The organism is Georgenia halophila (assembly GCF_039541595.1).
In genome coordinates this window covers 20,304-41,286 of record NZ_BAABGN010000012.1, presented here as the reverse complement: position 1 = coordinate 41,286, position 20,983 = coordinate 20,304, and the positions used below count along the sequence as shown (strand labels likewise).

Annotated in this window: 15 protein-coding genes; 13 read left to right on the top strand and 2 right to left on the bottom strand. The window is 70.5% G+C overall.

All coding sequences use genetic code 11. The annotated features are described in order from the left end of the window. Nucleotides 1-22: 22 nt before the first annotated feature. Nucleotides 23-1,045: a LacI family DNA-binding transcriptional regulator gene (locus ABD907_RS14100; RefSeq protein WP_345216909.1), complete on the bottom strand. Its 1,023-nt coding sequence runs from the start codon at nucleotides 1,043-1,045 to the stop codon at nucleotides 23-25. Nucleotides 1,046-1,350: 305 nt separating this feature from the next. Here ABD907_RS14100 and ABD907_RS14095 point away from each other — a divergent pair, with 305 nt between their 5' ends. From ABD907_RS14095 to ABD907_RS14070, 6 genes are all read left to right on the top strand, one after another. Then, complete coding sequence (locus ABD907_RS14095) at nucleotides 1,351-4,563, top strand: rhamnogalacturonan lyase family protein (protein WP_345216908.1); 3,213 nt, start codon at nucleotides 1,351-1,353, stop codon at nucleotides 4,561-4,563. Nucleotides 4,564-4,747: 184 nt separating this feature from the next. Beyond that, nucleotides 4,748-5,125 carry an L-rhamnose mutarotase gene (locus ABD907_RS14090; RefSeq protein WP_345216907.1) on the top strand — a complete coding sequence of 126 codons (378 nt, stop codon included), beginning with the start codon at nucleotides 4,748-4,750 and terminating at the stop codon, nucleotides 5,123-5,125. Continuing rightward, the gene (gene rhaI / locus ABD907_RS14085; RefSeq protein ID WP_345216906.1) at nucleotides 5,122-6,306 is read left to right on the top strand and encodes an L-rhamnose isomerase; all 1,185 of its coding nucleotides are present in this window, start codon (nucleotides 5,122-5,124) and stop codon (nucleotides 6,304-6,306) included. The genes ABD907_RS14090 and rhaI overlap by 4 nt, the downstream gene beginning before the upstream one ends. Nucleotides 6,307-6,380: 74 nt before the next feature. Further along, on the top strand, nucleotides 6,381-8,438 hold the full coding sequence (locus ABD907_RS14080; RefSeq protein ID WP_345216905.1) for a bifunctional aldolase/short-chain dehydrogenase: 2,058 nt from the start codon (nucleotides 6,381-6,383) through the stop codon (nucleotides 8,436-8,438). Then, nucleotides 8,435-9,976, top strand: coding sequence for a rhamnulokinase (locus tag ABD907_RS14075; RefSeq protein ID WP_345216904.1), 1,542 nt, complete (start codon nucleotides 8,435-8,437; stop codon nucleotides 9,974-9,976). Before ABD907_RS14080 ends, ABD907_RS14075 begins: the two co-directional genes overlap by 4 nt. Nucleotides 9,977-10,157: 181 nt before the next feature. Next, the gene (locus ABD907_RS14070; protein WP_345216903.1) at nucleotides 10,158-10,817 is read left to right on the top strand and encodes a DUF1961 family protein; all 660 of its coding nucleotides are present in this window, start codon (nucleotides 10,158-10,160) and stop codon (nucleotides 10,815-10,817) included. Between the two features lie 55 nt (nucleotides 10,818-10,872). On the opposite strand, the gene ABD907_RS14065 is transcribed toward ABD907_RS14070, so the two are convergent. After that, nucleotides 10,873-11,703, bottom strand: a complete 831-nt coding sequence (locus tag ABD907_RS14065) for an alpha/beta fold hydrolase (RefSeq protein ID WP_345216902.1) — start codon at nucleotides 11,701-11,703, stop codon at nucleotides 10,873-10,875. A 338-nt stretch (nucleotides 11,704-12,041) separates the two neighbouring features. On the opposite strand from ABD907_RS14065, the gene ABD907_RS14060 reads away from it, so the two are divergent. The 7 genes from ABD907_RS14060 to ABD907_RS14030 all read left to right on the top strand — a co-directional run bounded on the left by ABD907_RS14060 (nucleotide 12,042) and on the right by ABD907_RS14030 (nucleotide 20,555). Further along, nucleotides 12,042-12,764, top strand: coding sequence for a YesL family protein (locus tag ABD907_RS14060; RefSeq protein ID WP_345216901.1), 723 nt, complete (start codon nucleotides 12,042-12,044; stop codon nucleotides 12,762-12,764). 34 nt (nucleotides 12,765-12,798) lie between these two features. Then, nucleotides 12,799-14,340 (top strand): extracellular solute-binding protein, encoded by a 1,542-nt coding sequence (locus ABD907_RS14055; protein ID WP_345216900.1) that lies wholly within the window; start codon nucleotides 12,799-12,801, stop codon nucleotides 14,338-14,340. Between the two features lie 61 nt (nucleotides 14,341-14,401). Continuing rightward, nucleotides 14,402-15,421 (top strand): ABC transporter permease, encoded by a 1,020-nt coding sequence (locus tag ABD907_RS14050; RefSeq protein ID WP_345216899.1) that lies wholly within the window; start codon nucleotides 14,402-14,404, stop codon nucleotides 15,419-15,421. A gap of 24 nt (nucleotides 15,422-15,445) precedes the next feature. Then, nucleotides 15,446-16,324: a carbohydrate ABC transporter permease gene (locus ABD907_RS14045; protein ID WP_345216898.1), complete on the top strand. Its 879-nt coding sequence runs from the start codon at nucleotides 15,446-15,448 to the stop codon at nucleotides 16,322-16,324. Next, a complete protein-coding gene (locus ABD907_RS14040) occupies nucleotides 16,324-16,974 on the top strand; it encodes a rhamnogalacturonan acetylesterase (RefSeq protein WP_345216897.1) in 651 nt (216 codons plus the stop codon). Before ABD907_RS14045 ends, ABD907_RS14040 begins: the two co-directional genes overlap by 1 nt. Next, nucleotides 16,971-19,787 carry an exo-rhamnogalacturonan lyase family protein gene (locus tag ABD907_RS14035; protein WP_345216896.1) on the top strand — a complete coding sequence of 939 codons (2,817 nt, stop codon included), beginning with the start codon at nucleotides 16,971-16,973 and terminating at the stop codon, nucleotides 19,785-19,787. Before ABD907_RS14040 ends, ABD907_RS14035 begins: the two co-directional genes overlap by 4 nt. A 111-nt stretch (nucleotides 19,788-19,898) precedes the next feature. Continuing rightward, the gene (locus ABD907_RS14030) at nucleotides 19,899-20,555 is read left to right on the top strand and encodes a ThuA domain-containing protein (RefSeq protein ID WP_345216895.1); all 657 of its coding nucleotides are present in this window, start codon (nucleotides 19,899-19,901) and stop codon (nucleotides 20,553-20,555) included. Nucleotides 20,556-20,983: the final 428 nt, after the last annotated feature.

Sequence of the window (20,983 nt, the reverse complement as noted above, 5' to 3'; positions counted from 1 at the left end):
TACGGGCACTGGTGGTGCCGTGCTATCCGGGCGCGCTGGACGCCCGGACGACGAGCTCCGGCTGGTAGACCACGTGACCGGGCTCGGCGGAGCTGAGCAGCAGATCTGCCGCACGCCACCCCATCTCGTGGGTCGGCTGGCGCACCGAGGTCAACGGCGTGGCCAGCTCGGGCGCGAAGTTGACGTCGTCGTAGCCCACCATGGCCATGTCCCGCGGTGCCTGCATCCCGCGCTCACGCAGGGCGCGCAGCGCCCCGAGGGCAGTGAAGTCGTTGACGCAGAACGTGGCGGTGACGCCGGAGCGGCCCTCGTCCAGCAGACCGCCCATCGCGCGGGAACCGTGGTCGGCGTTCAGCGACTCCAGAGTGATCTCGACCAGGGAGTCGGCAGGGTCCTTGCCTGCCTCCACGAGCGCCCGGATGACGCCGTCGCGGCGGTCTACGCACTGGCGGATGCTGACGGGCCCGTTGAGGAAGGCGATCCGCTCGTGTCCCTGATCCAGCAGGTGCGTCGTGGCCAGGGCCGCACCCCGGACATCGTCCACCGAGACCGAAGCCATGGTCGTGAGCGGGCTGGTGTGGTCCAGCAGCACCACCTCGGTGCCGCGCTCATGGATGCGGATCAGTGACTCCAGGCTCCCGCGCGAGGGCGTGACGAGCATGCCACGGACGCCGTGCTCCTCGAACAGCCGCAGCAGCCGGCTCTCCCGGTTCGGGTCCTCGTCGGAGCTGCCGAGCATGAGGGTGTACTCGTCCTGATCGAGCCGGTCCTCGATGCCGCGAGCCGTCTCCGTGAAGAAGGGGTTCGTGATGTCGAGGACGATCGCCCCGACGGTGTGGATGGTGCCCTCGCGGAGCTGGCGGGCGGAGGCGTTGCGCACGAAGGACAGCTCGTCGATGGCCTTCTGGACCTTCGCGCGGGTGTTCTCGGCCACCCGGTCGGGACGGTTCAGCACGTTGGAGACGGTGCCGACCGACACTCCGGCCAGCTGCGCCACGTCAGCGATCCCTGCCCTGCGCTGAATCGGCCGGCTCGTCGTCGTCATGTCCTCGTCCCTTGCCTCTCGGTCCCCGGATGCGGGGGTGGGTGGCCCTCGCCGTCGAAGGCACTGCCATGGTAACCGCGGCAACCGCTGTCATGAAACGATTCATGGCGCCGACCAGAAGTGTCGCGCACTGGACCGAGGCTATTCGCGCTCCGCAGGTACGTCCGTCACTGGCCGGGGCACCCAGGTGTGGTATACGCTTACCGGGCGTGAATCGATTCACGCACTCCATGAATGTCAATGTCGACTCGACCGGTCGCGAAGGTCCGGAACACTCGCAGCCCGGTCCCTTCTGGAGGGTTTCGATGCTCATCACTCACCGATTGCGCGTCGCCGGCACGGCCACCGCCGCGGCGCTTTTCCTGACCACCGTGACCGCCACCGGCGTGTCGGCGGCACCACCCGTGTCCCTCCGGTTCGACTTCCAGCCGGCTGGCGCACCGCTGGCCGAAGGCTTCACCGAAGTCACCACGGACACCGCGTACACCACGGACCTCGAGTACGGGTTCACCTCGACCGACGGACTCGGTGACCGGGACCGCGGCTCCGACCTCGACGCCCTGCGCCGCGACTTCGTGCTGCCCGTGTTCGACGGCAGCACCACCTTCGTGGCCGACGTTCCGAACGGGTCGTACCAGGTGACCACCTGGTCCGGTGACGGAATTGCGTCGAGCCGCACCTCGTACGTCATCGAAGGCGTCGAGCACGGTGACGACGGGGCGAGCGCGGGCGAGATCGTCGAGCGTACGTTCGCCCCCGTGGTCGTCGAGGACGGGCAGCTGACGGTCGTCGTCAGCGGTAGCTCGCCGCGGCTCAACGGGATCGAGATCCTCTCCACACTCCCTGCGCCGGCCGGGCTCACGGCAACCTCGCGGACCGAGCCGCCCGCCGTCGACCTGTCCTGGCAGGCGAGCGACGGGGCGACCGGCTACCGGGTCCACCGCACCGGCGAGAGCGGCGAGCCGACCGTCGTCGCCGAGCCGACCGGGACCTCCTTCACCGACACCGACGTCAAGCTCGCGGGAAGATACACGTACCAGGTGACCGCGCTCGACGAGGCCACCGGCCGGGAGAGCCAGGCCTCGGACCCGATCGAGGTCGCCGTCGTCGATCCGTCAGTCACACCGCCCGCCACGCCCAGCGGCCTGGACGCCGTCGACGTCGGCCGGAACCAGATCGACCTGGCATGGAACGCCGTCGAAGCTGCCGTTGCCTACGACGTGCAGCGCGCCACCAGCGCCGGCGGCCCGTTCACCACGGTCGAGCGGGTGGCCGGCGTCACCTACACCGACTCCGACGTGCTGACGACCCGCGAGTACCACTACCGCGTCGTCGCCGTGAACGCGGGCGGCACGTCGGCGCCCTCGGAGGTGCTGACGACGGAGGCGGTCACCACGCTCGTCCGGCAGGCCGAGCGCCTCGACCGCGCGCCGGTCGCGATCGCCACCGACGATGGCGTGCACGTCTCGTGGCGCCACCTCGGCACCGACCCGGCGGACATCGCGTTCCACGTCTACCGCGACGGCGTGCGCATCACCGACGCGCCGGTCACCGGCGCGACGAACCTGAGCGACACGAGCGGCACGACGGACTCCACCTACGTCGTCACCGTCGTCGGTGAGGAGACCGAGACGCCGGTGACCGAGGAGTTCGGCGTCTGGTCGGAGCAGTACCTCGACATCCCGCTGGACAAGCCGGCCGGCGGTGTCACGCCCGACGGCGTGGCGTACGAGTACGTCGCGGGCGACGCCAGCGTGGGCGACCTCGACGGCGACGGGCAGTACGAGATCGTCATGCTCTGGAACCCGACCAACGCCAAGGACAACTCGCAGTCGGGCATCACGGGGAACGTGTACGTCGACGCGCTCGAGCTCGACGGCACCCGGTTGTGGCGCATCGACCTCGGCCGGAACATCCGCGCCGGCGCCCACTACACCCAGCTCGTCGTCTTCGACCTGGACGGCGACGGCCAGGCCGAGGTGATGACCAAGACCGCCGACGGGACCGTGGACGGCCAGGGCACGGTCATCGGTGACCCGGAGGCCGACCACCGCAACGACGGCGGATACATCCTCTCCGGGCCGGAGTACCTGACGCTGTTCGACGGCGAGACCGGCGCCGCGGTCGACACGGTCGACTACGTGCCGGCCCGAGGCGACGTCGCCGGGTGGGGCGACGACTACGGCAACCGCGTCGACCGGTTCCTCGCCGGCGTCGCCTACCTCGACGGCGAGCACCCGAGCGCCATCTTCAGTCGCGGCTACTACACCCGCGCGGTGATCGCCGCCTGGGACGTCGTCGACGGGCAGCTGCAGCAGCGGTGGGTCTTCGACAGCGACGAGGCCGGCAGCCAGTACGAGGGGCAGGGCAACCACAACCTCTCGGTGGCCGACGTCGACGGTGACCAGCTCGACGAGATCGTGTTCGGGTCGATGACCATCGACCACGACGGCACGGTGCTGTACAACACCGGGCTCGGGCACGGCGACGCCCTGCACGTCTCGGACCTGAACCCGGCGCGGGACGGCCTCGAGGTCTTCGCCGTGCACGAGGACCTCGGCGCCTCCGGCGGCCGCGGCGCGACCATGCGTGACGCCGCGACCGGGGAGGTCCTCTGGGGCATCCCGGCCACCACGGACACCGGCCGAGGTGCGGCCGGTGACATCGACCCGCGCCACCCGGGCGCCGAGGCATGGGCGGTCGGCGGCGACGCGGCGTGGGACTCGCCGGTCGGGTACCTGATGTCCGCGGACGGCACCCGGATCGGTGACGAGATCCCCGCCGCCAATTTCCTCACCTGGTGGGACGGCGACCTGCTGCGCGAGATCACCGACCACGAGTACGACGCCGACAGCGGGAGCGGCATCCCCACCGTCTCGGACTGGGACTGGCAGGCCGATGAAGAGGTCGTGATCCTCCGGGACGAGGAGCTGCGCTCGAACAACGGCACCAAGGGCAGCCCCGTCCTCCAGGCGGACCTGCTGGGTGACTGGCGCGAGGAGCTGATCTTCCGGCACGCCGACTCGAGCGCGCTGCGGCTGTACACGACGACGGATCTGACCGACCACCGGATCCGCACCCTCATGCACGACCCGGTGTACCGGCTCGGTGTCGCCTGGCAGAACGTCGCGTACAACCAGCCGCCGCACACGAGCTTCTTCCTCGGCGAGGGCATGACGACCCCGCCGGCGCCGAGCATCGCGCCGGTGGGAGCACCGGAGGAGCCGTCGGCGGTCGAGCCGCCACGGGTCCACCTCAGGGTCGACCACGGTGATGCCCGGGGCCCGCACGACGGCGACCTCACCCTGCTCGCCTCCGCCCGCCGCGACGTCGGTGACGGGGCCGTGTGGGAGGTGTACGAGAACGGTGAGCTCGTCCACGCCGAGCTCGCCTCCTCCGGCACGCTGACCCACGAGGTCGTCGGCCGGGAGCCGGGCCGCTACCGGTGGGTGGTCGAGCTCGTCAACGACGCCGGCACCTCGGCGTCCAACCAGCGCACCGTCGTCGTCAAGCGGTGAGCCGGTGCAGGCGGGTTCCCGGAACGCCCGGGAGCCCGCCTGTCGGCGCGCCCGGACGCGCCGCGCCCGGACGCGGTCCGGCTGACGTGCACGACGCGCTCGAGGTCCGCGGCGCGTTGACAATGGACGCCACGGATCCCTAGAGTCCGGATGAAACGTTTCAGGATCGGGCTGGGAGGGCGCATTGGCGCGTGTCTGCTTCATCTCGAGGGTTCGTCCCGACCGCGTGTCCGAGTACCGCGACCGGCACGCGACCGTGTGGCCGGAGATGCTCGAGGCCCTGCGTGACTGCGGTTGGCGCGACTACTCCCTGTACCTCACCGAGGACGGCCTGCTGATCGGCCACCTCCAGACCGACGACTACGCGGCGGCGCAGGCCGCCATGGAACGCACCGAGGTCAACGGTCGCTGGCAGGCACAGATGGCGGAGTTCTTCGTCGGGGAGGGCCACCCGGACCGCGGATTCACCGTCGTACCCGAGATCTTCAACCTCGAGGACCAGCTCGGTGCGAGCGGTCTGCCCGTCGAGCCCCGGACGCCCGGAGAAGGAGCCCAACCATGACCATCGAGCTGCAGACTGCCGACACCACCGCGGTGCGCGAGGCGCTCGCCGCCCAGACGATCGAGCTGCCCTCCTGGGCGTTCGGGAACTCGGGTACGCGTTTCAAGGTCTTCGCCCAGCCGGGGGTGCCGCGTGACCCGTACGAGAAGGTGGCGGACGCCGCACAGGTCCACAAGTACACCGGGGCGGCGCCGCGGGTCTCCCTGCACATCCCCTGGGACCTCGTGGACGACTTCGCCGACCTGCGCTCCTACGCCGAGGGCCTGGGCGTCCAGCTCGGGGCGATCAACTCCAACGTCTTCCAGGACGACGACTACATGCTCGGGTCCCTGTGCCACCCGGACGCCAAGGTGCGCCGCAAGGCCGTCGACGCCCACCTGAAGTGCATCGAGGTCATGCACGAGACCGGCTCGCAGGACCTGAAGATCTGGCTCGCCGACGGACTCAACTACCCGGGCCAGGACAACCTGCGGGCCCGGCAGGACCGCCTGGCCGAGGGGCTGTCCGAGATCTACGCCGCGCTCGGCCCGCACCAGCGGATCATCCTGGAGTACAAGTTCTTCGAGCCGTCGTTCTACTCCACCGACATCCCCGACTGGGGCACCTCGCTGCTGCACTGCATGGCGCTGGGCGAGCAGGCGATGGTGGTGCTCGATACGGGTCACCACGCACCCGGGACGAACATCGAGTTCATCGTGGCCCAGCTGCTCCGGGTCGGGCGGCTCGGCGCGTTCGACTTCAACTCCCGCTTCTACGCCGACGACGACCTCATGGTCGGTGCGGCGGACCCGTTCCAGCTGTTCCGGATCATGAACGAGATCGTGGACGCCGACGCGCTGCGTCCCGACTCGGGCGTGAACTTCATGCTCGACCAGTGCCACAACATCGAGCCGAAGATCCCCGCCCAGATCCGATCGGTGATGAACGTCCAGGAAGCCACCGCCAAGGCGCTCATCGTGGACCGCGCCGCGCTGCACGAGGCGCAGCAGGCCAGTGACGTCCTCGGCGCCCACTCGGTCATCATGGACGCCTACAACACCGACGTCCGACCCATGCTGGCCGACCTGCGCCGCGAGCACGGCCTCGACCCCCACCCCGTCGGTGCCTACGCCGCCTCGGGCTACGCCGAGCGCATCGTCGCAGAGCGCGTCGGCGGCGCCCAGGCCGGCTGGGGCGCCTGAACCGGACCACGACCGCCGGGCCATGACCACCGGACCACGACCACCCCGCCGAACCACCCGACTCCTGGAGCACCATGAGCACTCCCGCCGAAGAACTGATCGACCGGTCGCACCGGCTCGGCGCCGACCCCCGCAACACCAACTACGCGGGCGGCAACACCTCCGCGAAGGGCGCCGGCACCGACCCGGTCACCGGTCAGGACGTCGAGCTGCTCTGGGTCAAGGGGTCCGGCGGTGATCTCGGCACCCTGAAGGAGTCCGGCCTCGCCGTCCTGCGCCTCGACCGGATGCGCGCCCTCGTCGACGTCTACCCGGGTGTCGACCGCGAGGACGAGATGGTTGCTGCCTTCGACTACTGCCTGCACGGCAAGGGCGGCGCGGCGCCGAGCATCGACACCGCGATGCACGGCCTCGTCGACTCCCCGCACGTCGACCACCTGCACCCGGACTCCGGCATCGCCCTGGCCACGGCGGCCGACGGCGAGGCCCGCACCCGTGAGTGCTTCGGCGACCGCGTGGTGTGGGTGCCGTGGCGCCGTCCCGGCTTCCAGCTGGGTCTCGACATCGCTGCCATCAAGGCGGGCAACCCCCAGGCCATCGGCTGCATCCTCGGCGGCCACGGCATCACCGCCTGGGGCGAGACCAGCGAGGAGGCCGAGAGGAACTCGCTCGACATCATCCGCACCGCCGAGCGGTTCATCGCCGAGCGCACCGAGGCCCTCGCCGGCGAGGGCGAGCACCCGTTCGGGCCCGTTCGGGACGGCTACGAGGCACTCGACGAGGCCGAGCGCCGCGCCAAGGCCGCCGCCCTCGCCCCGGTCATCCGGGGGCTCGCCTCCACCGACGCGCCGCAGGTCGGCCACTTCACCGACTCCGACGCCGTCCTCGACTTCCTCGCCCGGGAGAAGCTCGGCCCGCTCGCCGAGCTCGGCACCTCCTGCCCCGACCACTTCCTGCGCACCAAGGTCAAGCCGCTCGTCGTCGACCTGCCGGCCTCCGCCCCGGTCGAGGACGTCGTCGCCCGGCTGGGCGAGCTGCACGAGGCCTACCGCGCCGACTACGCCGCCTACTACGAGCGGCACGCGGACCCGTCCGGCGATACGCCGCCGATGAGAGGCGCCGATCCGGCGATCGTCCTCGTGCCCGGCGTCGGCATGTTCTCCTTCGGCCGCAACAAGCAGACCGCCAGGGTGGCCGGCGAGTTCTACGTCAACGCCATCAACGTCATGCGCGGCGCCGAGGCCATCTCCACCTACGCCCCCATCGAGGAGCGCGAGAAGTTCCGCATCGAGTACTGGGCGCTGGAGGAGGCCAAGCTTCAGCGGATGCCGAAGCCCAAGCCGCTCGCCACCCGCGTCGCCCTCGTCACCGGAGCCGCGTCCGGCATCGGCAAGGCGACGGCGACCCGGCTCGCCGCCGAGGGAGCCTGCGTCGTCATCGCTGACCTCGACCAGGACAAGGCCGACGAGGCCGCCACCGAGCTGGGCGGGCCGGACGTCGCCGTCGGGGTCCGTGCGGACGTCACGGACGAGGACGATGTCGCAGCCGCCGTGGCCGCCGCGTCGCTGGCCTTCGGCGGGGTCGACCTGGTGGTCAACAATGCCGGCCTGTCGCTGTCGAAGTCCCTGCTGGAGACCACCACGAAGGACTGGGACCTGCAGCACAACGTCATGGCCCGCGGCTCCTTCCTGGTCTCCCGCGAGGCCGCCCGCGCCATGATCGCCCAGGGCCTGGGCGGCGACATCGTCTACATCTCCTCGAAGAACTCGATCTTCGCCGGCCCGAACAACATCGCCTACTCCGCCACCAAGGCCGACCAGGCCCACCAGGTACGACTCCTCGCGGCCGAGCTCGGTGAGCACGGCATCCGCGTCAACGGCATCAACCCCGACGGCGTCGTCCGCGGCTCCGGCATCTTCGCCGGTGGCTGGGGCGCCCAGCGCGCCAAGGTCTACGGCGTCGAAGAGTCTGAGCTCGGCAAGTACTACGCCGGCCGGACGCTGCTGAAGAAGGAGGTCCTGCCCGAGCACGTCGCGGCTGCCGTCTTCGCGCTCACCGGGCCCGACCTGGTCCAGACAACCGGCCTGCACGTCCCGGTCGACTCCGGGGTGGCGGCCGCGTTCCTGCGATGAGCGTGCCCGCGGAACCGAGAGCAGCCGGCGGATCAGGCACCGACCGCGGCACGTACGTCGCCGTCGACCTCGGCGCGTCCAGCGGCCGGGTCGTTGCCGGCCGGCTCGAGGGCGGGCGCATGGTCACCGAGGAGGTCCACCGCTTCCCGAACGGGCCGGTGGCCCTGCGCGAGGGCGACCGGACCGTCCTGCACTGGGACGTTCTTGCCCTGTTCAACGGCATCGTCACGGGTCTGCGGCACGCCGCCCGCGACCGCCGGGTGGTCAGCGTCGGCATCGACTCCTGGGCCGTGGACTACGGCCTGCTCGACGCCGACGGCGCCCTGCTCGGCAACACCGTGAACTATCGGGACTGGCGCACCGACGGCGTGCCGGACCGGGTCTTCGCGCATCTGCCGGCCGAGTCGCTGTACGCGCGCACCGGCCTGCAGGTCCAGCCGTTCAACACCATCTTCCAGCTGGTCTCGGCCGCTGGCAGCGTGCAGCTGGGCGCGGCCCGGCGCCTGCTGCTCGTCCCGGATCTGCTCGGGCACTGGCTCACGGGCGCCGAGGTCGCCGAGGTCACCAACGCCTCCACGACCGGCCTGCTCGACGTCGCCGCTCGCACCTGGGCGACCGACGTCACGGACGGCCTGCGGGAGAGCTTCGGGGTCGACGCCGGACCGCTCCTGCCGCCGCTGGTCGAGCCCGGCACGGTGGTCGGCACGATCGACAAGGAGCACCTGCCGGGCTCGTCCGACGTGCCGCTGGTCGCCGTCGGCTCGCACGACACCGCCTCCGCCGTTGCCGCGGTACCGGCCGAGAGCACCGACTTCGCCTACATCTCCTGCGGGACGTGGTCGCTCGTCGGGCTCGAGCTCGACGAGCCGGTGCTCACCGAGGCCAGCCGGACCGCCAACTTCACCAACGAGCTCGGCCTCGACGGCACCGTGCGATACCTGCGCAACGTCATGGGCCTGTGGCTCCTGCAGGAGTCGATGCGGACCTGGGAGGACTCCGGCGGGGCGGACGAGGACCTCGACCTCTCGGCCCTGCTCGCCGCGGCCGCAGACGTCCCCGCGTTGAGATGCGTCATCGACGTCGACGATCCGGTCTTCCTCCCGCCGGGCGACATGCCGGAGCGCATCGTGGCCGCCGCCCGGGCGGCCGGGGAGCCGGTTCCGCAGTCGAAGGCCGAGATCGTCCGCTGCATCCTCGACTCCCTGGCTCTCGGCCACCGGCGCTCGATCCGCACGGCCGCGGAGCTGTCCGGGCACGACGTCTCGGTGGTCCACGTCGTCGGCGGCGGGTCGCAGAACGAGCTGCTGTGCCGTCTCACGGCCGACGCGACCGGACTGCCCGTCGTCGCCGGCCCGACGGAGGGCACTGCGCTGGGCAACCTTCTCGTCCAGGCCCGTGCCCTCGGCGACCTCGACGGCGGGCTGCCCGAGCTGCGCGGCGTGGTCGTGGCCTCCGTGGCGGACGAGCTGCGCCGGTACGAGCCGCCGTCGTCCCGCCTGGACTGGGACGCCGCCGAGGCCCGCCTGCCCACCCCCTGATTAACCCCACCCGTGAGATGTCACTTTCTCGCCGAGATGTCGCTCGCTCGCCGAGGTGCCCATGTGCCGCTGAGCCTGACGAAATGCCTGCCACGAACAGCCCTTTCGTCGGGCTCGGGCGGGTCGTCGGGCTCGGCCGGGGTGCAGGGGAAGATGCCGTGATCGTCGACAAGGAGATCTCGTGACCGAGGTGCTGTACACCAACCCGTTGACCACGCCGGAGGACGTCGCGGGCTTCCGCATGGAGGGCGACGGCGCCGCCTCCTTCCCGCGCGGCCGCATGCGGCTGGAGAGCCTGCGCAGGCCCGAGGACGGGCAGGCCGCGAACATCGTCTTCTGGTGCCCCGAGACCGTGGGGCCAGGCGTGGAGATCAGCTGGAACTTCTGGCCGGTGCACGAGCCCGGGCTCTGCATCCTGTTCTTCGCGGCCCGCGGTCGCGGCGGCGAGGACCTGTTCGACGATCGGCTCGCAGTCCGGACCGGTCCCTACGACCAGTACCACTCGGGCGACATCGACGCGTACCACGTCTCGTACTTCCGCCGGATGTGGGCGCCCGAGCGGGCCTTTCACACGGCGAACCTGCGCAAGAGCCATGGCTTCCACCTGGTCGCGCAGGGGGCAGACCCGCTGCCCGACGTCCTCGACGCCAAGGGCCCGTACCGGATGGCGCTGCGGCACGCGGACGACGAGATCACGTTCGCCATCGACGACGTCGTCTCGTTCCGGTGGCGCGACGACGGCACGCTCGGCGGCCCGCCCCACGGTGCCGGCAAGATCGGGTTCCGCCAGATGGCACCGATGATCGCCGAGTACGCCGACCTCACGGTTGCCCGCGCCTGACCGCCCGGCCACCGCGCTGCCTGAAGCCGGAACAAGCATCCATCCGAGGTGGGTACTACCCGAAGAAGCGCAGGAGGGCCTCCGCGGTGTCCCGCGGGTTGTCCTCCGCGACGAAGTGCCCCGCACCGGTGACGTCCTCGCGCCGAGCGGTGGGGATCGCGGCGGCGAGCCGGTCTCCCACGTCGGACCCGAGCCACCCGTCGTGCTCGCCCCAGAGCACCAGCGTCGGGACGGTGACGCTGTTCAGTCGTTCCACCGCTTCGCGGGTGTCGTCGAAGCGGACACTGGTGACCTGGTCGACCCAGCGCTGTTGCCCCTCGGTCCCCGACCACGGCGCCAGGTAGGTCTGGAGGACCGCGTCGGACATCTCGCGGTGCGTCGCGGTGCGCATGCGCGGGGTGATGATGTCGGCGAAGACGTCCGTGGGCATCGTGCGGTACGCGTCGGGGTGGCGTTGCATGTGCTCGGTGAACGGCGTGTTCCACGGACCGATGACCGCCGCGTCGAGGAGCGCCAGCCGTCGAGCGGGCATCCCGTCGACAAGATGCGCCCGCATGACGACGCCACCGCCGATGTCGTGACCGACCAGGTCCGGTGCAGCGAGATCCCAGTGCGCCACCAGCTCCGCCAACGTCCGGGACTGCCGGGCGATGGACGGGGCGACGCCGGGGTCGATCGTGGAGTCGCCGAAGCCCAGCAGGTCCCACACGTAGACGGTGTGCCGGCCGGCCAAACGACGGGCCACGTCCCGCCACAGGTAGGAGGACGCCGGAGTGCCGTGGACGAGGACCACCGGCGGGCCGGCGCCGAAGACGCCGGTCGCGGCCTCGCCGCCGGAGACCCGGATCCTGTCCGTCAGTCGCCACGTCGCGGTGTGCGTCGTCATCTTTCCCCGAAGTAATGGGTAAGTGCCAATGTGCTAGTTACGGTACCAGCTAGTAATGGGTATGGACATCCAAGACGGTTACACGTGGTGGCGCGGCGAGTCCACTTCCTCGCGACCTCGGGAGCTCCCCGCAGCCACTTCTTCGCCCGTCAGCGCGGCGATCGCAGGCTCAGATGACCGGCATCCGATCCCCGCCGATCGGGGTATTGACCCTTGAAAGGATTCACCCCTAGGCTCGCCGCAATCGACGAGCAACCCCGTCGCACTGCCGTTTCCAACGATGGAGAACCAGCGCGAGACGGGCTCAGCGCCCCACCGCAGCGGATGAGAGGGAGACCATGACGTCACGCATGTATGCGCTTTCCGAGTGGCTGTTCCGCGCCGTGCTCGTCAACGTGCTGTGGATCGTCGGCACGCTTGCGGGCGTGGTCGTGCTGGGGATCGCCCCTGCGACCATGGCCGCACACCACCTGGCTCGGCAGTACGCACGCGGCACCGACGATCACGCCGTGCGGACCTTCGCCCGGTGCTACCGGCAGGAGTTCTGGCGCGCCAACGCCCTGCTCGTGCCGCCGGCGCTGCTGGTCGCCGCCGCGCTCGCCGGCGCCCTGGTGCTGCGTGGCTCCTCCGTGCCGGGTGCCGGCGTCCTTGTCGTCGGCCCAGTGCTGGTCGCCGCGTGTGTCGGCCTGGCGCTGCTTTACCTGCCCAGCCTGGCCGTGCACTACGAGGTGCCGACCGTCCGGGCGCTGTCACGGGCCTTCCTCTTCGCGGTCGCGAACCTCCCGTCGACGCTCCTGCTCGCCGCCGTGCTGGCGGCCACCGTCTACGCCTCGATGCGACTGCCGGGTCTCCTGCCGGTCGTGTCGGTCGGCGCCTGGGTCTGCGGCAGCACGGCCCTGTGCTTGCGCTTCTACGCCCAGAACGACGACGCGCTCGAGCGGGCGAGCGCCGGCCCGCCGTCCGCCGTCGTCCCCGAATCCGCGATCGGCACGGCGGGCACGCCGGCCGACCGTCACCGCCCGTCCCGGACGGGCCGGCCCGTACTCGCCCACAACCGCTGACCAAGACCACCGCAACACGACCGAAAGGACCACCATGCCTGCAAAGAAGCAGCTGGCCGCGACCACCGGCGCCGCCCTGGCGGCGACGCTGATGCTCGCCGCCTGCTCGGGTGGCGACGAGGACGCGGGCGGATCGCTCGAGACGATCTCGATCATGGCCCCCCTGCTGAGCTCCACCGCACCGGACCCCGAAGGAGAGGTCCAGAGCGCGATCGAGGAGTACTCCGGTCAGGACCTCGACATCACGTGGGTGCCGAACTCCAACTACACCGACCGCCTCAACGTTGTCATGGCCTCGGACGACATCCCGCACGTCATGGTCGTCCAGGGGAAGACCGGCGCCTTCACCCAGGCGGCGGAGGCCGGCGCGTACTGGAACCTCACCGAGTACCTCGACGACTACGAGAACCTCACGCCGGAGAACGAGGACGTCCGCCTCGCGTCGAGCGTCAACGGCCAGTCCTACGGGATCTACCGCATGCGCGACGCCATGCGCGCCGCCGTCATCATCCGCAAGGACTGGCTCGAGAACCTCGGCCTCGAGGAGCCGCAGAGCGTCGAGGACCTCTACAACCTCGCCCAGGCCTTCACGGAAAACGACCCGGACGGCAACGGCAAGGACGACACCACCGGCCTGATCATCCCGCAGTGGAGCGGTTACGGGAACCACAGCCCCTACGACCTCATCGAGACCTGGTTCGGCACTCCGAACCGCTGGGGCGTCGACGAGAGCGGCGAGCTCTACCCGGCGTTCGAGGACCCCGCCTTCATCGAGGCCCTCAACTTCGTCAAGGACATGGTCGACAACGGCTACATCAATTCCGACTTCGCCACCATGGACTCTGCCACCTGGAACGACCCGTTCTTCAACGGCGAGGGCGGCATCATCATCGACGTCAGCTCGCGCGCTCTGCAGCTCACGGGCCTGTTCAAGGAGCAGTACCCCGACACCTACGGGGACTACGTCACGATGGTCGGCAACCTCGAGGGGCCCGACGGCCAGCTCAACGCCTACCCCACCTCCGGGTACAGCGGCTTCATCTCCATCCCGAAGGCGTCGGTGCAGACCGAGGAACAGCTGCACCAGGTGCTGAGCTTCCTCAATGACATGAGCGCCAAGAAGGGGCAGGTCCTGCTCAACAACGGCATCGAGGGCGTGAACTTCGAGGTCCAGGACGGGCAGGCGGTTGCCATCAACGCCGACGATCCCGAGGTCGAGGTCATCTCGAACGACACGACGGCGTTCGCTCAGATCGGCACCCAGTCCAACGGCTACCTGGCCTACCCGGCGAAGCCGGAAGGCGAGCCCGAGCAGGCCCTGGACGACAGGCGTACCGAGATGCACGCCTCCGACCTCGAGAGCGCGGTGTACGACCCGGCGGCAGCTCTGGTCTCGGAGACCTACACCGAGCGCGGTGCCGTGCTCGACCAGATCATCACCGACGCCCGCATCCAGTACCTCGCCGGGCAGATCGACGAGGAGGGCCTGCGTGCCGAGATCCAGCGCTGGCGCGACCAGGGCGGCGAGCAGATCGTCCAGGAGATGAACGAGCTCTACGCCGAGCTCGACAACTGACGCCGAAGCCGGGGGTGCGGAGCCGCGCCCGCACCCCCGGCGCCGACCGAAGAGGTCCGAGATGACTCAAGGCGCCGCCACCGGCAACCTGACCGAACAGTCCCAGACGGCGGGGATCACCGCGCAGAGCACGCGGGCGGCCGACCCGCCCACCGGCCAGCCGCCCGCCCGCCGCAAGCTGTCCTGGCTGACTCGCATGGGCCACAACCCGTGGCTGTACGTGATGCTCATCCCCGGCATCGTCTACTTCGCCGTGTTCAAGTACGCGCCGATGTACGGCGTGACGATCGCGTTCCAGAACTACCTGCCGTTCCTCGGTTTCGGCGGCAGCGAGTGGGTAGGGCTCGAGCACTTCGAGCGACTGTTCTCCGGCCCCGACTTCGCCCGCCTGATGGGCAACACGCTGATCCTGGCGTTCCTCAACATCGTCATCGCGTTCCCGGCGCCGATCGTCGTCGCCCTCATGCTGAACGAGCTGCGGGTGCACCTGGCGAAGCGGTTCGTCCAGACCGCGATCTACGTCCCGCACTTCCTCTCCTGGGCCATCGTCGCCGCGCTGAGCTACCTGCTCTTCGCCGTCGACGCCGGCCCGCTGACGGTCCTCGCCGACAGGCTGACCGGCCAGCAGTTCGAGTTCCTCACCGATCCCGACTGGTTCCGGCCGATCATCATCCTGCAGACGCTGTGGAAGTCGACCGGGTGGGGCACGATCATCTACCTCGCCGCGCTCGCCGGAGTCGACCGGAACCTCTACGAGGCCGCGATGATCGACGGCGCCGGCCGTGGCCGCCAGCTCTGGCACATCACCCTGCCGGCGATCCGCTCCACCGTCATCGTGATGCTCATCCTGACCACAGGGAACTTCCTGGACACCGGGTTCGAGCAGATCTACCTCATGACGAACGCGCTGAACCGTGACGTGGCGGAGGTCTTCGACACCTACGTCTACTTCGTGGGCATCACCCAGGGCGCCTACAGCTACTCGACCGCGGTCGGGCTGTTCAAGGGCGTCATCGGGCTGATCCTCATCTTCGGCGCCAACTGGCTCGCCAAGCGCTTCAACCAGACGAGCCTGTTCTGATGCCCGCCTCTTCGGGAGACCGCCATGGCCATTCGTAACAACTCCACCGCGGGTCGGGTCTTCGACGTCTTCAACGTCCTGTTCCTCACCGGCCTCGCGCTGACCACCGTGCTGCCGTTCCTCTACGTCGTGGCGGCCTCGTTCGCCATGGAGTCCGAGATCGCGGCCCGGCCGTTCTTCCTCTGGCCGGACAACCCCACCCTGGACACGTACCGGTACATCTTCTCCACCGGCACGTTCATCCGGAGCCTGATCGTCACGATCGGCGTCACCTTCGTGGGGACGCTCGTCCAGGTCCTGCTCACGATGCTGATGGCGTACCCGTTGTCGAAGCAGTACCTGGTGGGCCGCTCGGTCCTGCTGAAGCTGATCCTCTTCGCGATGGTCTTCTCCGGCGGGATGATTCCGACCTACCTGATCGTGCGGGAGGTCGGGCTGCTCAACACCTACTGGGCGCTGATCCTGCCGATGGCGATCAACCCCTTCTACCTCATCATCGTCAAGAACTTCTTCCAGGAGCTGCCCGACGAGCTCCAGGAGGCGGCCCGGTTGGACGGGTGCACCGAGATCGGCGTGTTCTGGCGGATCGTGCTGCCACTGTCGAAACCCGTCATCGCCACCTTCTCGTTGTTCTACGCGGTGGCGATCTGGAACGACTTCATGTCGCCGCTGCTCTACATCTCCGACTCGGACATGTGGACCCTGCAGATGTTCGTCCGACAGGTCACGATCACCACCGACCCCGCCTCCACGCTCGGCCAGCTCGACCCGAACTACGTCCCGCCGGCCGAGGGGCTGAAGTTCGCCGTGATCGTCGTCGCCACGCTCCCGATCCTGCTGATGTATCCCTTCCTGCAGAAGCACTTCGCCAAGGGCGTGCTCATCGGGTCGGTGAAGGGCTGATGGCCGTGCTGCTCGCCGGAGACTCCACCGTCGCCGCCTGCCCGCCGCACGAGGCACCCATGTCCGGCTGGGGCGCCAGCCTCGGCTTCTTCCTCCCGCTCGGCACGGTGGTGCGCAACTTCGCCAAGGGCGGGGCCACCACCGACAGCCTGCGGGCCGATGGGCTGTGGAACGCGCTGCTGAGCGAGCTTGAGCCCGCGGACCTCGTGCTGCTGCAGCTCGGCCACAACGACCAGAAGTCCGACGCGCCCGACGCCGTCGACCACTACCGGGACAACCTCGCGGCGATGGTCGCCGACGTCCACCGGCGCGCGGGCCGCCCGGTGCTGTGCACGTCGGTCCAGCGCCGCCGGTTCGACGGCGGACGGCTCGTGGACACCCACGGCGCGTTTCCGACGGCGGTGCGTGAGCTGGCGAGCGAGCTCACCGTGCCGCTGGTCGACCTGACCCGCCGGACGACGGCGCTGCTCGAGAGCCGGGGCGAGGACGGCTCGCGCCGGCTGTTCACCCACCTGCCGCCCGGAGCCCACCCCAACTATCCCGACGGCGTCGCCGACGACACCCACTTCGCGTACGCGGGTGCCGACGCGGTCGCCGAGATCGTCGCCCGAGAGATCCAGCCCTTCGTCGAGGAGAACGTCACCGTATGAGCGCCGCTGCCAGACCGTCCGCCACGTCGGACTCGACCACTCCAGCGTCCGCCGATCCCGGAACGGCCGCACCCGCGACGACGAGCCAGGCTCCGTCGTCGCCTTCCGGGGCGGTGCCCGCCCCGACGACGCAGGTGCGCTGGCTCGAGGGGCCGCCGGGCACGCTGGCCGGCGGGGCGACATGGGGAGTGCCCTGGCCACGTGGCAGCGTCCCCGCCGGGACGTCGTTCGCCCTCGGCTCGGCCGCCGGTGAGAGCATCCCCGTCCAGAGCTGGACCACCGCCACCTGGCCCGACGGCTCGGTGAAGTGGTCTGCGCACGCTGCGGCTCCGCCGTCGCCGGCAGCGGGTTACGCACTCACGCCCGGCGCCGCGCCGGCGGCACCCGAGCTCGCTGTCGGCGTCACGACCGAGGGGGCCGGGGCCGTCGTCGACACCGGGCGGCTCCGGGCCGTGCTGCCCGGGCCGGGCGAGGTGATCGTCTCCTCGCTCGAGCGTGAGGGGCGGCCGGTCGCCGTCGACGGCCGACTCGTCAGCGAGCTCGCCGAGGACCCGGACGTCCCCGGGCCCCGGGGCCGGCTGCGCGGCGCGGTCGAGACCCTCACGGTGGAGCAGGACGGGCCGGTGCGGGCGGTGGTCCTCCTCACCGGTCGGCACCTCGGCCGGGCGGACGGGGAGGGCGCACCCTCCGAGCTGCTCCCCTTCCGGGTGCGCCTGTACTTCTACGCCGGCTCGGACACGGTCCGGATGGTCCACTCCTTCGTCTGGGACGGGGACCCGGAGCGGGTCTTTCTCGCCGGGCTCGGTGTCCGCTTCGACGTCCCCCTGCGGGCCGCGACCCACGACCGGCACGTGCGCCTTGCCGGCTCGGCTGGCGGGTTCCTCACCGAGGCCGTCCGCGGCGTCACCGGCCTGCGGCGCAACCCCGGCGACGACATCAAGGCCGCCCAGGTCGCCGGCCGGGCCACCCCTGCGACGACGGAGTGGGACGAGGCCGTCTCCTCGCGGCTGCACCTGGTGCCCGAGTGGAACGACTGGACGCTGACCCAGCCCAACGCGGACGGGTACACGCTGCGCAAGCGCACCGGGCGCGGCCGCGGCTGGGTCACGGTCCCGGCCGGTACGCGAGCCGGCGGCTACGTCTACCTCGGCGACGTCTCCGGCGGCCTGGAGATGGGGCTGCGGGACTTCTGGAAGCTGCATCCCACCCAGATCGACGTCCGCGACGCGGCCACTGAGACGGGGACACTGACGATGTGGCTGTGGTCGCCCGAGGCCCGGCCGATGGACCTGCGCTTCTACCACGACGGCCTCGGCCAGGAGACCTACGCCGACCAGCTCGACGCCCTCGAGATCACCTACGAGGACTACGAGCCAGGCTTCGGCGACGCCCGCGGGATCGCGCGGACACACGAGCTCTTCCTACGAGGCGCCGAGACCACGCCGCCGAGCGGCGAGCTGGCGGCGCGGGCCGCCGCGGCGGCGCGACCGCCCGTGCTGACGGTGTCCCCGGAGCGTCTCCGCGCCGCCGACGTCTTCGGGCCCTGGTCCGTCGTCGACAGGTCCACTCCCGCCCGGGCCGAGATCGAGGACCGGCTGGACTTCCTCGTCGACTACTACACCGCGCAGGTGGAGCAGCGCCGGTGGTACGGGTTCTGGGACTACGGCGACGTCATGCACGCATACGACGGCGACCGGCACACCTGGCGCTACGACGTCGGAGGCTACGCCTGGGACAACTCCGAGCTGTCCCCGGACCTGTGGCTGTGGCTGTCGTTCCTGCGCTCCGGCCGCCCGGAGACGTACCGGCTCGCCGAGGCTCTGACGCGGCACACCAGCGAGGTGGACGTCTACCACGACGGCCCGTGGGCCGGCCTCGGCACCCGGCACAACGTCCAGCACTGGGGCTGCAGCGCCAAGCAGCTCCGGATCTCCACCCCGGCGTACCGCCGCTTCTTCTACTACCTGAGCGGCGACGAGCGGGTCGGGGACCTGCTCTCCGAGCTCGCCGACGCCGAGCAGCGCCTGCTCGCCCTCGACCCGACGCGCAAGGTCCGCCGCGACGCCTACACGCCGGACCCGTCCGCGGTCGCCGTCGGGCTCGGAACCGACTACTCGGCCCTGCTGGCCACCTGGCTCACCCGATGGGAGCGCACCGGCGACCCGAGCGCCCGTGCGAGGCTCGAGGGCACCATGAGCGACATCGGCGCCCTTCCGCAGGGCTTCCTCACGGGCGAGGCGCTCCTCGACCTGGCCGACGGGCGCTTCGACCGCGGCCGGGACCGGATCGCCGTCTCGCACCTCTCCGCCGTCTTCGGGCTCGTCGAGATGATCGCCGAAGTCACCGACCTGCTGGACGTGCCCGAGTTCGAGGAGGCGTGGCTGCAGTACTGTCGCCTCTTCCTCGCGACACCGGAGGAGCAGACCGCCGAGGTCGGGCAGCCGCTCGAGGGCATCTCGCTGGTCCAGGCGCACAGCCGTCTGGCCGCGTGGGCGGCGAACCGGACCGGAGATCGCGGGCTGGCCAGGCGGGCGTGGCGGGCGTTCTACGTCGACGCCGGCGACCAGCTCAACGTCAACGCGCTGTGCCGGCAGGAGAACTGGGGCCTCACCCGGATCGACGGGGCCGGCGTGCTCGAGCCGGTGGACGAGGCGCCGTATCTCTACACCAACGACGCCGCGCAGTACGGGCTCGCCGCGATCCAGAACCTCGCGCTGGTTGGCGACGTCCTTGAGGAGGCGCACGCGGAGGTGTTCGGTTCGGGTGACCGACCGCCGCACGACGGCACGGCACGCAGCGACGCCGAACGCTGAACTCGCTCGGCGCCTGCACGCCTTGCCGCAGCCGCCGCCCATTCATCATTCGCGTGCCGACCGGCATCGACGGACAGGCCAGCCCCTGTGGTCGTACGCCATAGTGAGGGCATGACCTCGAGCACCGTCCTCGTCTTCACCCGCACCACCGGCTACCGGCACGACTCCATCCCCGCCGGCGTCGAGGCCGTCCGGGCGCTCGCGGCCGACGACGGCCTGAGCGTCGACCACACCGAGGACCCGTCCGTCTTCACGGCCGATCGGCTGCGCGGCTACCGCGCGGTCGTGTGGCTCTCGGCGTCGGGAAACATCCTCGACGAGGACCAGCGCCGCGCGTTCGGCGACTGGCTCGCCTCCGGAGGCACGTACGCCGGCATCCACGCCGCGTCGACGGCGGAGCGTGCCTGGCCCGAATACGAACAGATCGTGGGCGCCCGGTTCACGCAGCATCCGCCGGTCCAGACCGCGACCGTCCATGTCGAGGACGCCGCCCACCCTTCGACGACGGACCTCCCGAGCGTCTGGGAGCACACCGACGAGTGGTACGACTTCGAGGTCAACCCCCGCGGGCGCGTGCGCGTGCTTCTCACCGTGGACGAGTCCACCTACGACGGCGGCCAGATGGGGCAGGATCACCCCCTGGCCTGGACCACCGAGCTCGGCAGCGGCCGCGGCTGGTACACCGCCCTCGGGCACGGGTCCGAGCTGTACGAGGACCCGACGTTCCTGACCCACCTGCGCGGCGGCCTGCGCAGCATCTGGCACTGATCGGCGGCTTCGCGCGCGGAGGCCGTGCCGCAGCAGCACGACGATGATCCACACCTCGCCCAGCCAGGAGCCCTTCGACTCTGCCGAACGGCTCCGAGACCTCGGTCCGGAGCCACGGAGCCACGGAGCCACGGAGCCCGTAGCTCAGACAGGGAGAGCGCGGCGGTGGGCCTGGGGGGCGCCCACCGCCGCGCAGCTGGCCGGCGAGCCGTGCCCAAGGCACTGCTGCCTCTGCCGAATGCACGGCAATGGCTGAGGCACTGTGACCCGCCGTTTCTCGACCGTAGGACGCGAACCTGGGTCCCACCCGCCAGCAACCTGGCAGAACGCTGGACGCGCCCGGTGCGGGTGCCGGGGCTGCCGCCGCGACCGCCGCCCCAAAGAATGTGCTCTTCTTGTCGTTGCGAACGACAAGAAGAGCAATCTTT

Excerpts from the sequence above, each read along its gene's own strand:
- ABD907_RS14030 (WP_345216895.1), top strand. The coding sequence starts at position 19,899 with ATGACCTCGAGCACCGTCCTCGTCTTCACCCGCACCACCGGCTACCGG.
- ABD907_RS14040 (WP_345216897.1), top strand. The coding sequence starts at position 16,324 with ATGGCCGTGCTGCTCGCCGGAGACTCCACCGTCGCCGCCTGCCCGCCG.
- ABD907_RS14075 (WP_345216904.1), top strand. The coding sequence starts at position 8,435 with ATGAGCGTGCCCGCGGAACCGAGAGCAGCCGGCGGATCAGGCACCGAC.
- ABD907_RS14100 (WP_345216909.1), bottom strand. The coding sequence starts at position 1,045 with ATGACGACGACGAGCCGGCCGATTCAGCGCAGGGCAGGGATCGCTGAC.
- ABD907_RS14065 (WP_345216902.1), bottom strand. The coding sequence starts at position 11,703 with ATGACGACGCACACCGCGACGTGGCGACTGACGGACAGGATCCGGGTC.
- ABD907_RS14055 (WP_345216900.1), top strand. The coding sequence starts at position 12,799 with ATGCCTGCAAAGAAGCAGCTGGCCGCGACCACCGGCGCCGCCCTGGCG.
- ABD907_RS14060 (WP_345216901.1), top strand. The coding sequence starts at position 12,042 with ATGACGTCACGCATGTATGCGCTTTCCGAGTGGCTGTTCCGCGCCGTG.
- ABD907_RS14050 (WP_345216899.1), top strand. The coding sequence starts at position 14,402 with ATGACTCAAGGCGCCGCCACCGGCAACCTGACCGAACAGTCCCAGACG.
- ABD907_RS14080 (WP_345216905.1), top strand. The coding sequence starts at position 6,381 with ATGAGCACTCCCGCCGAAGAACTGATCGACCGGTCGCACCGGCTCGGC.
- rhaI (WP_345216906.1), top strand. The coding sequence starts at position 5,122 with ATGACCATCGAGCTGCAGACTGCCGACACCACCGCGGTGCGCGAGGCG.
- ABD907_RS14035 (WP_345216896.1), top strand. The coding sequence starts at position 16,971 with ATGAGCGCCGCTGCCAGACCGTCCGCCACGTCGGACTCGACCACTCCA.
- ABD907_RS14095 (WP_345216908.1), top strand. The coding sequence starts at position 1,351 with ATGCTCATCACTCACCGATTGCGCGTCGCCGGCACGGCCACCGCCGCG.
- ABD907_RS14045 (WP_345216898.1), top strand. The coding sequence starts at position 15,446 with ATGGCCATTCGTAACAACTCCACCGCGGGTCGGGTCTTCGACGTCTTC.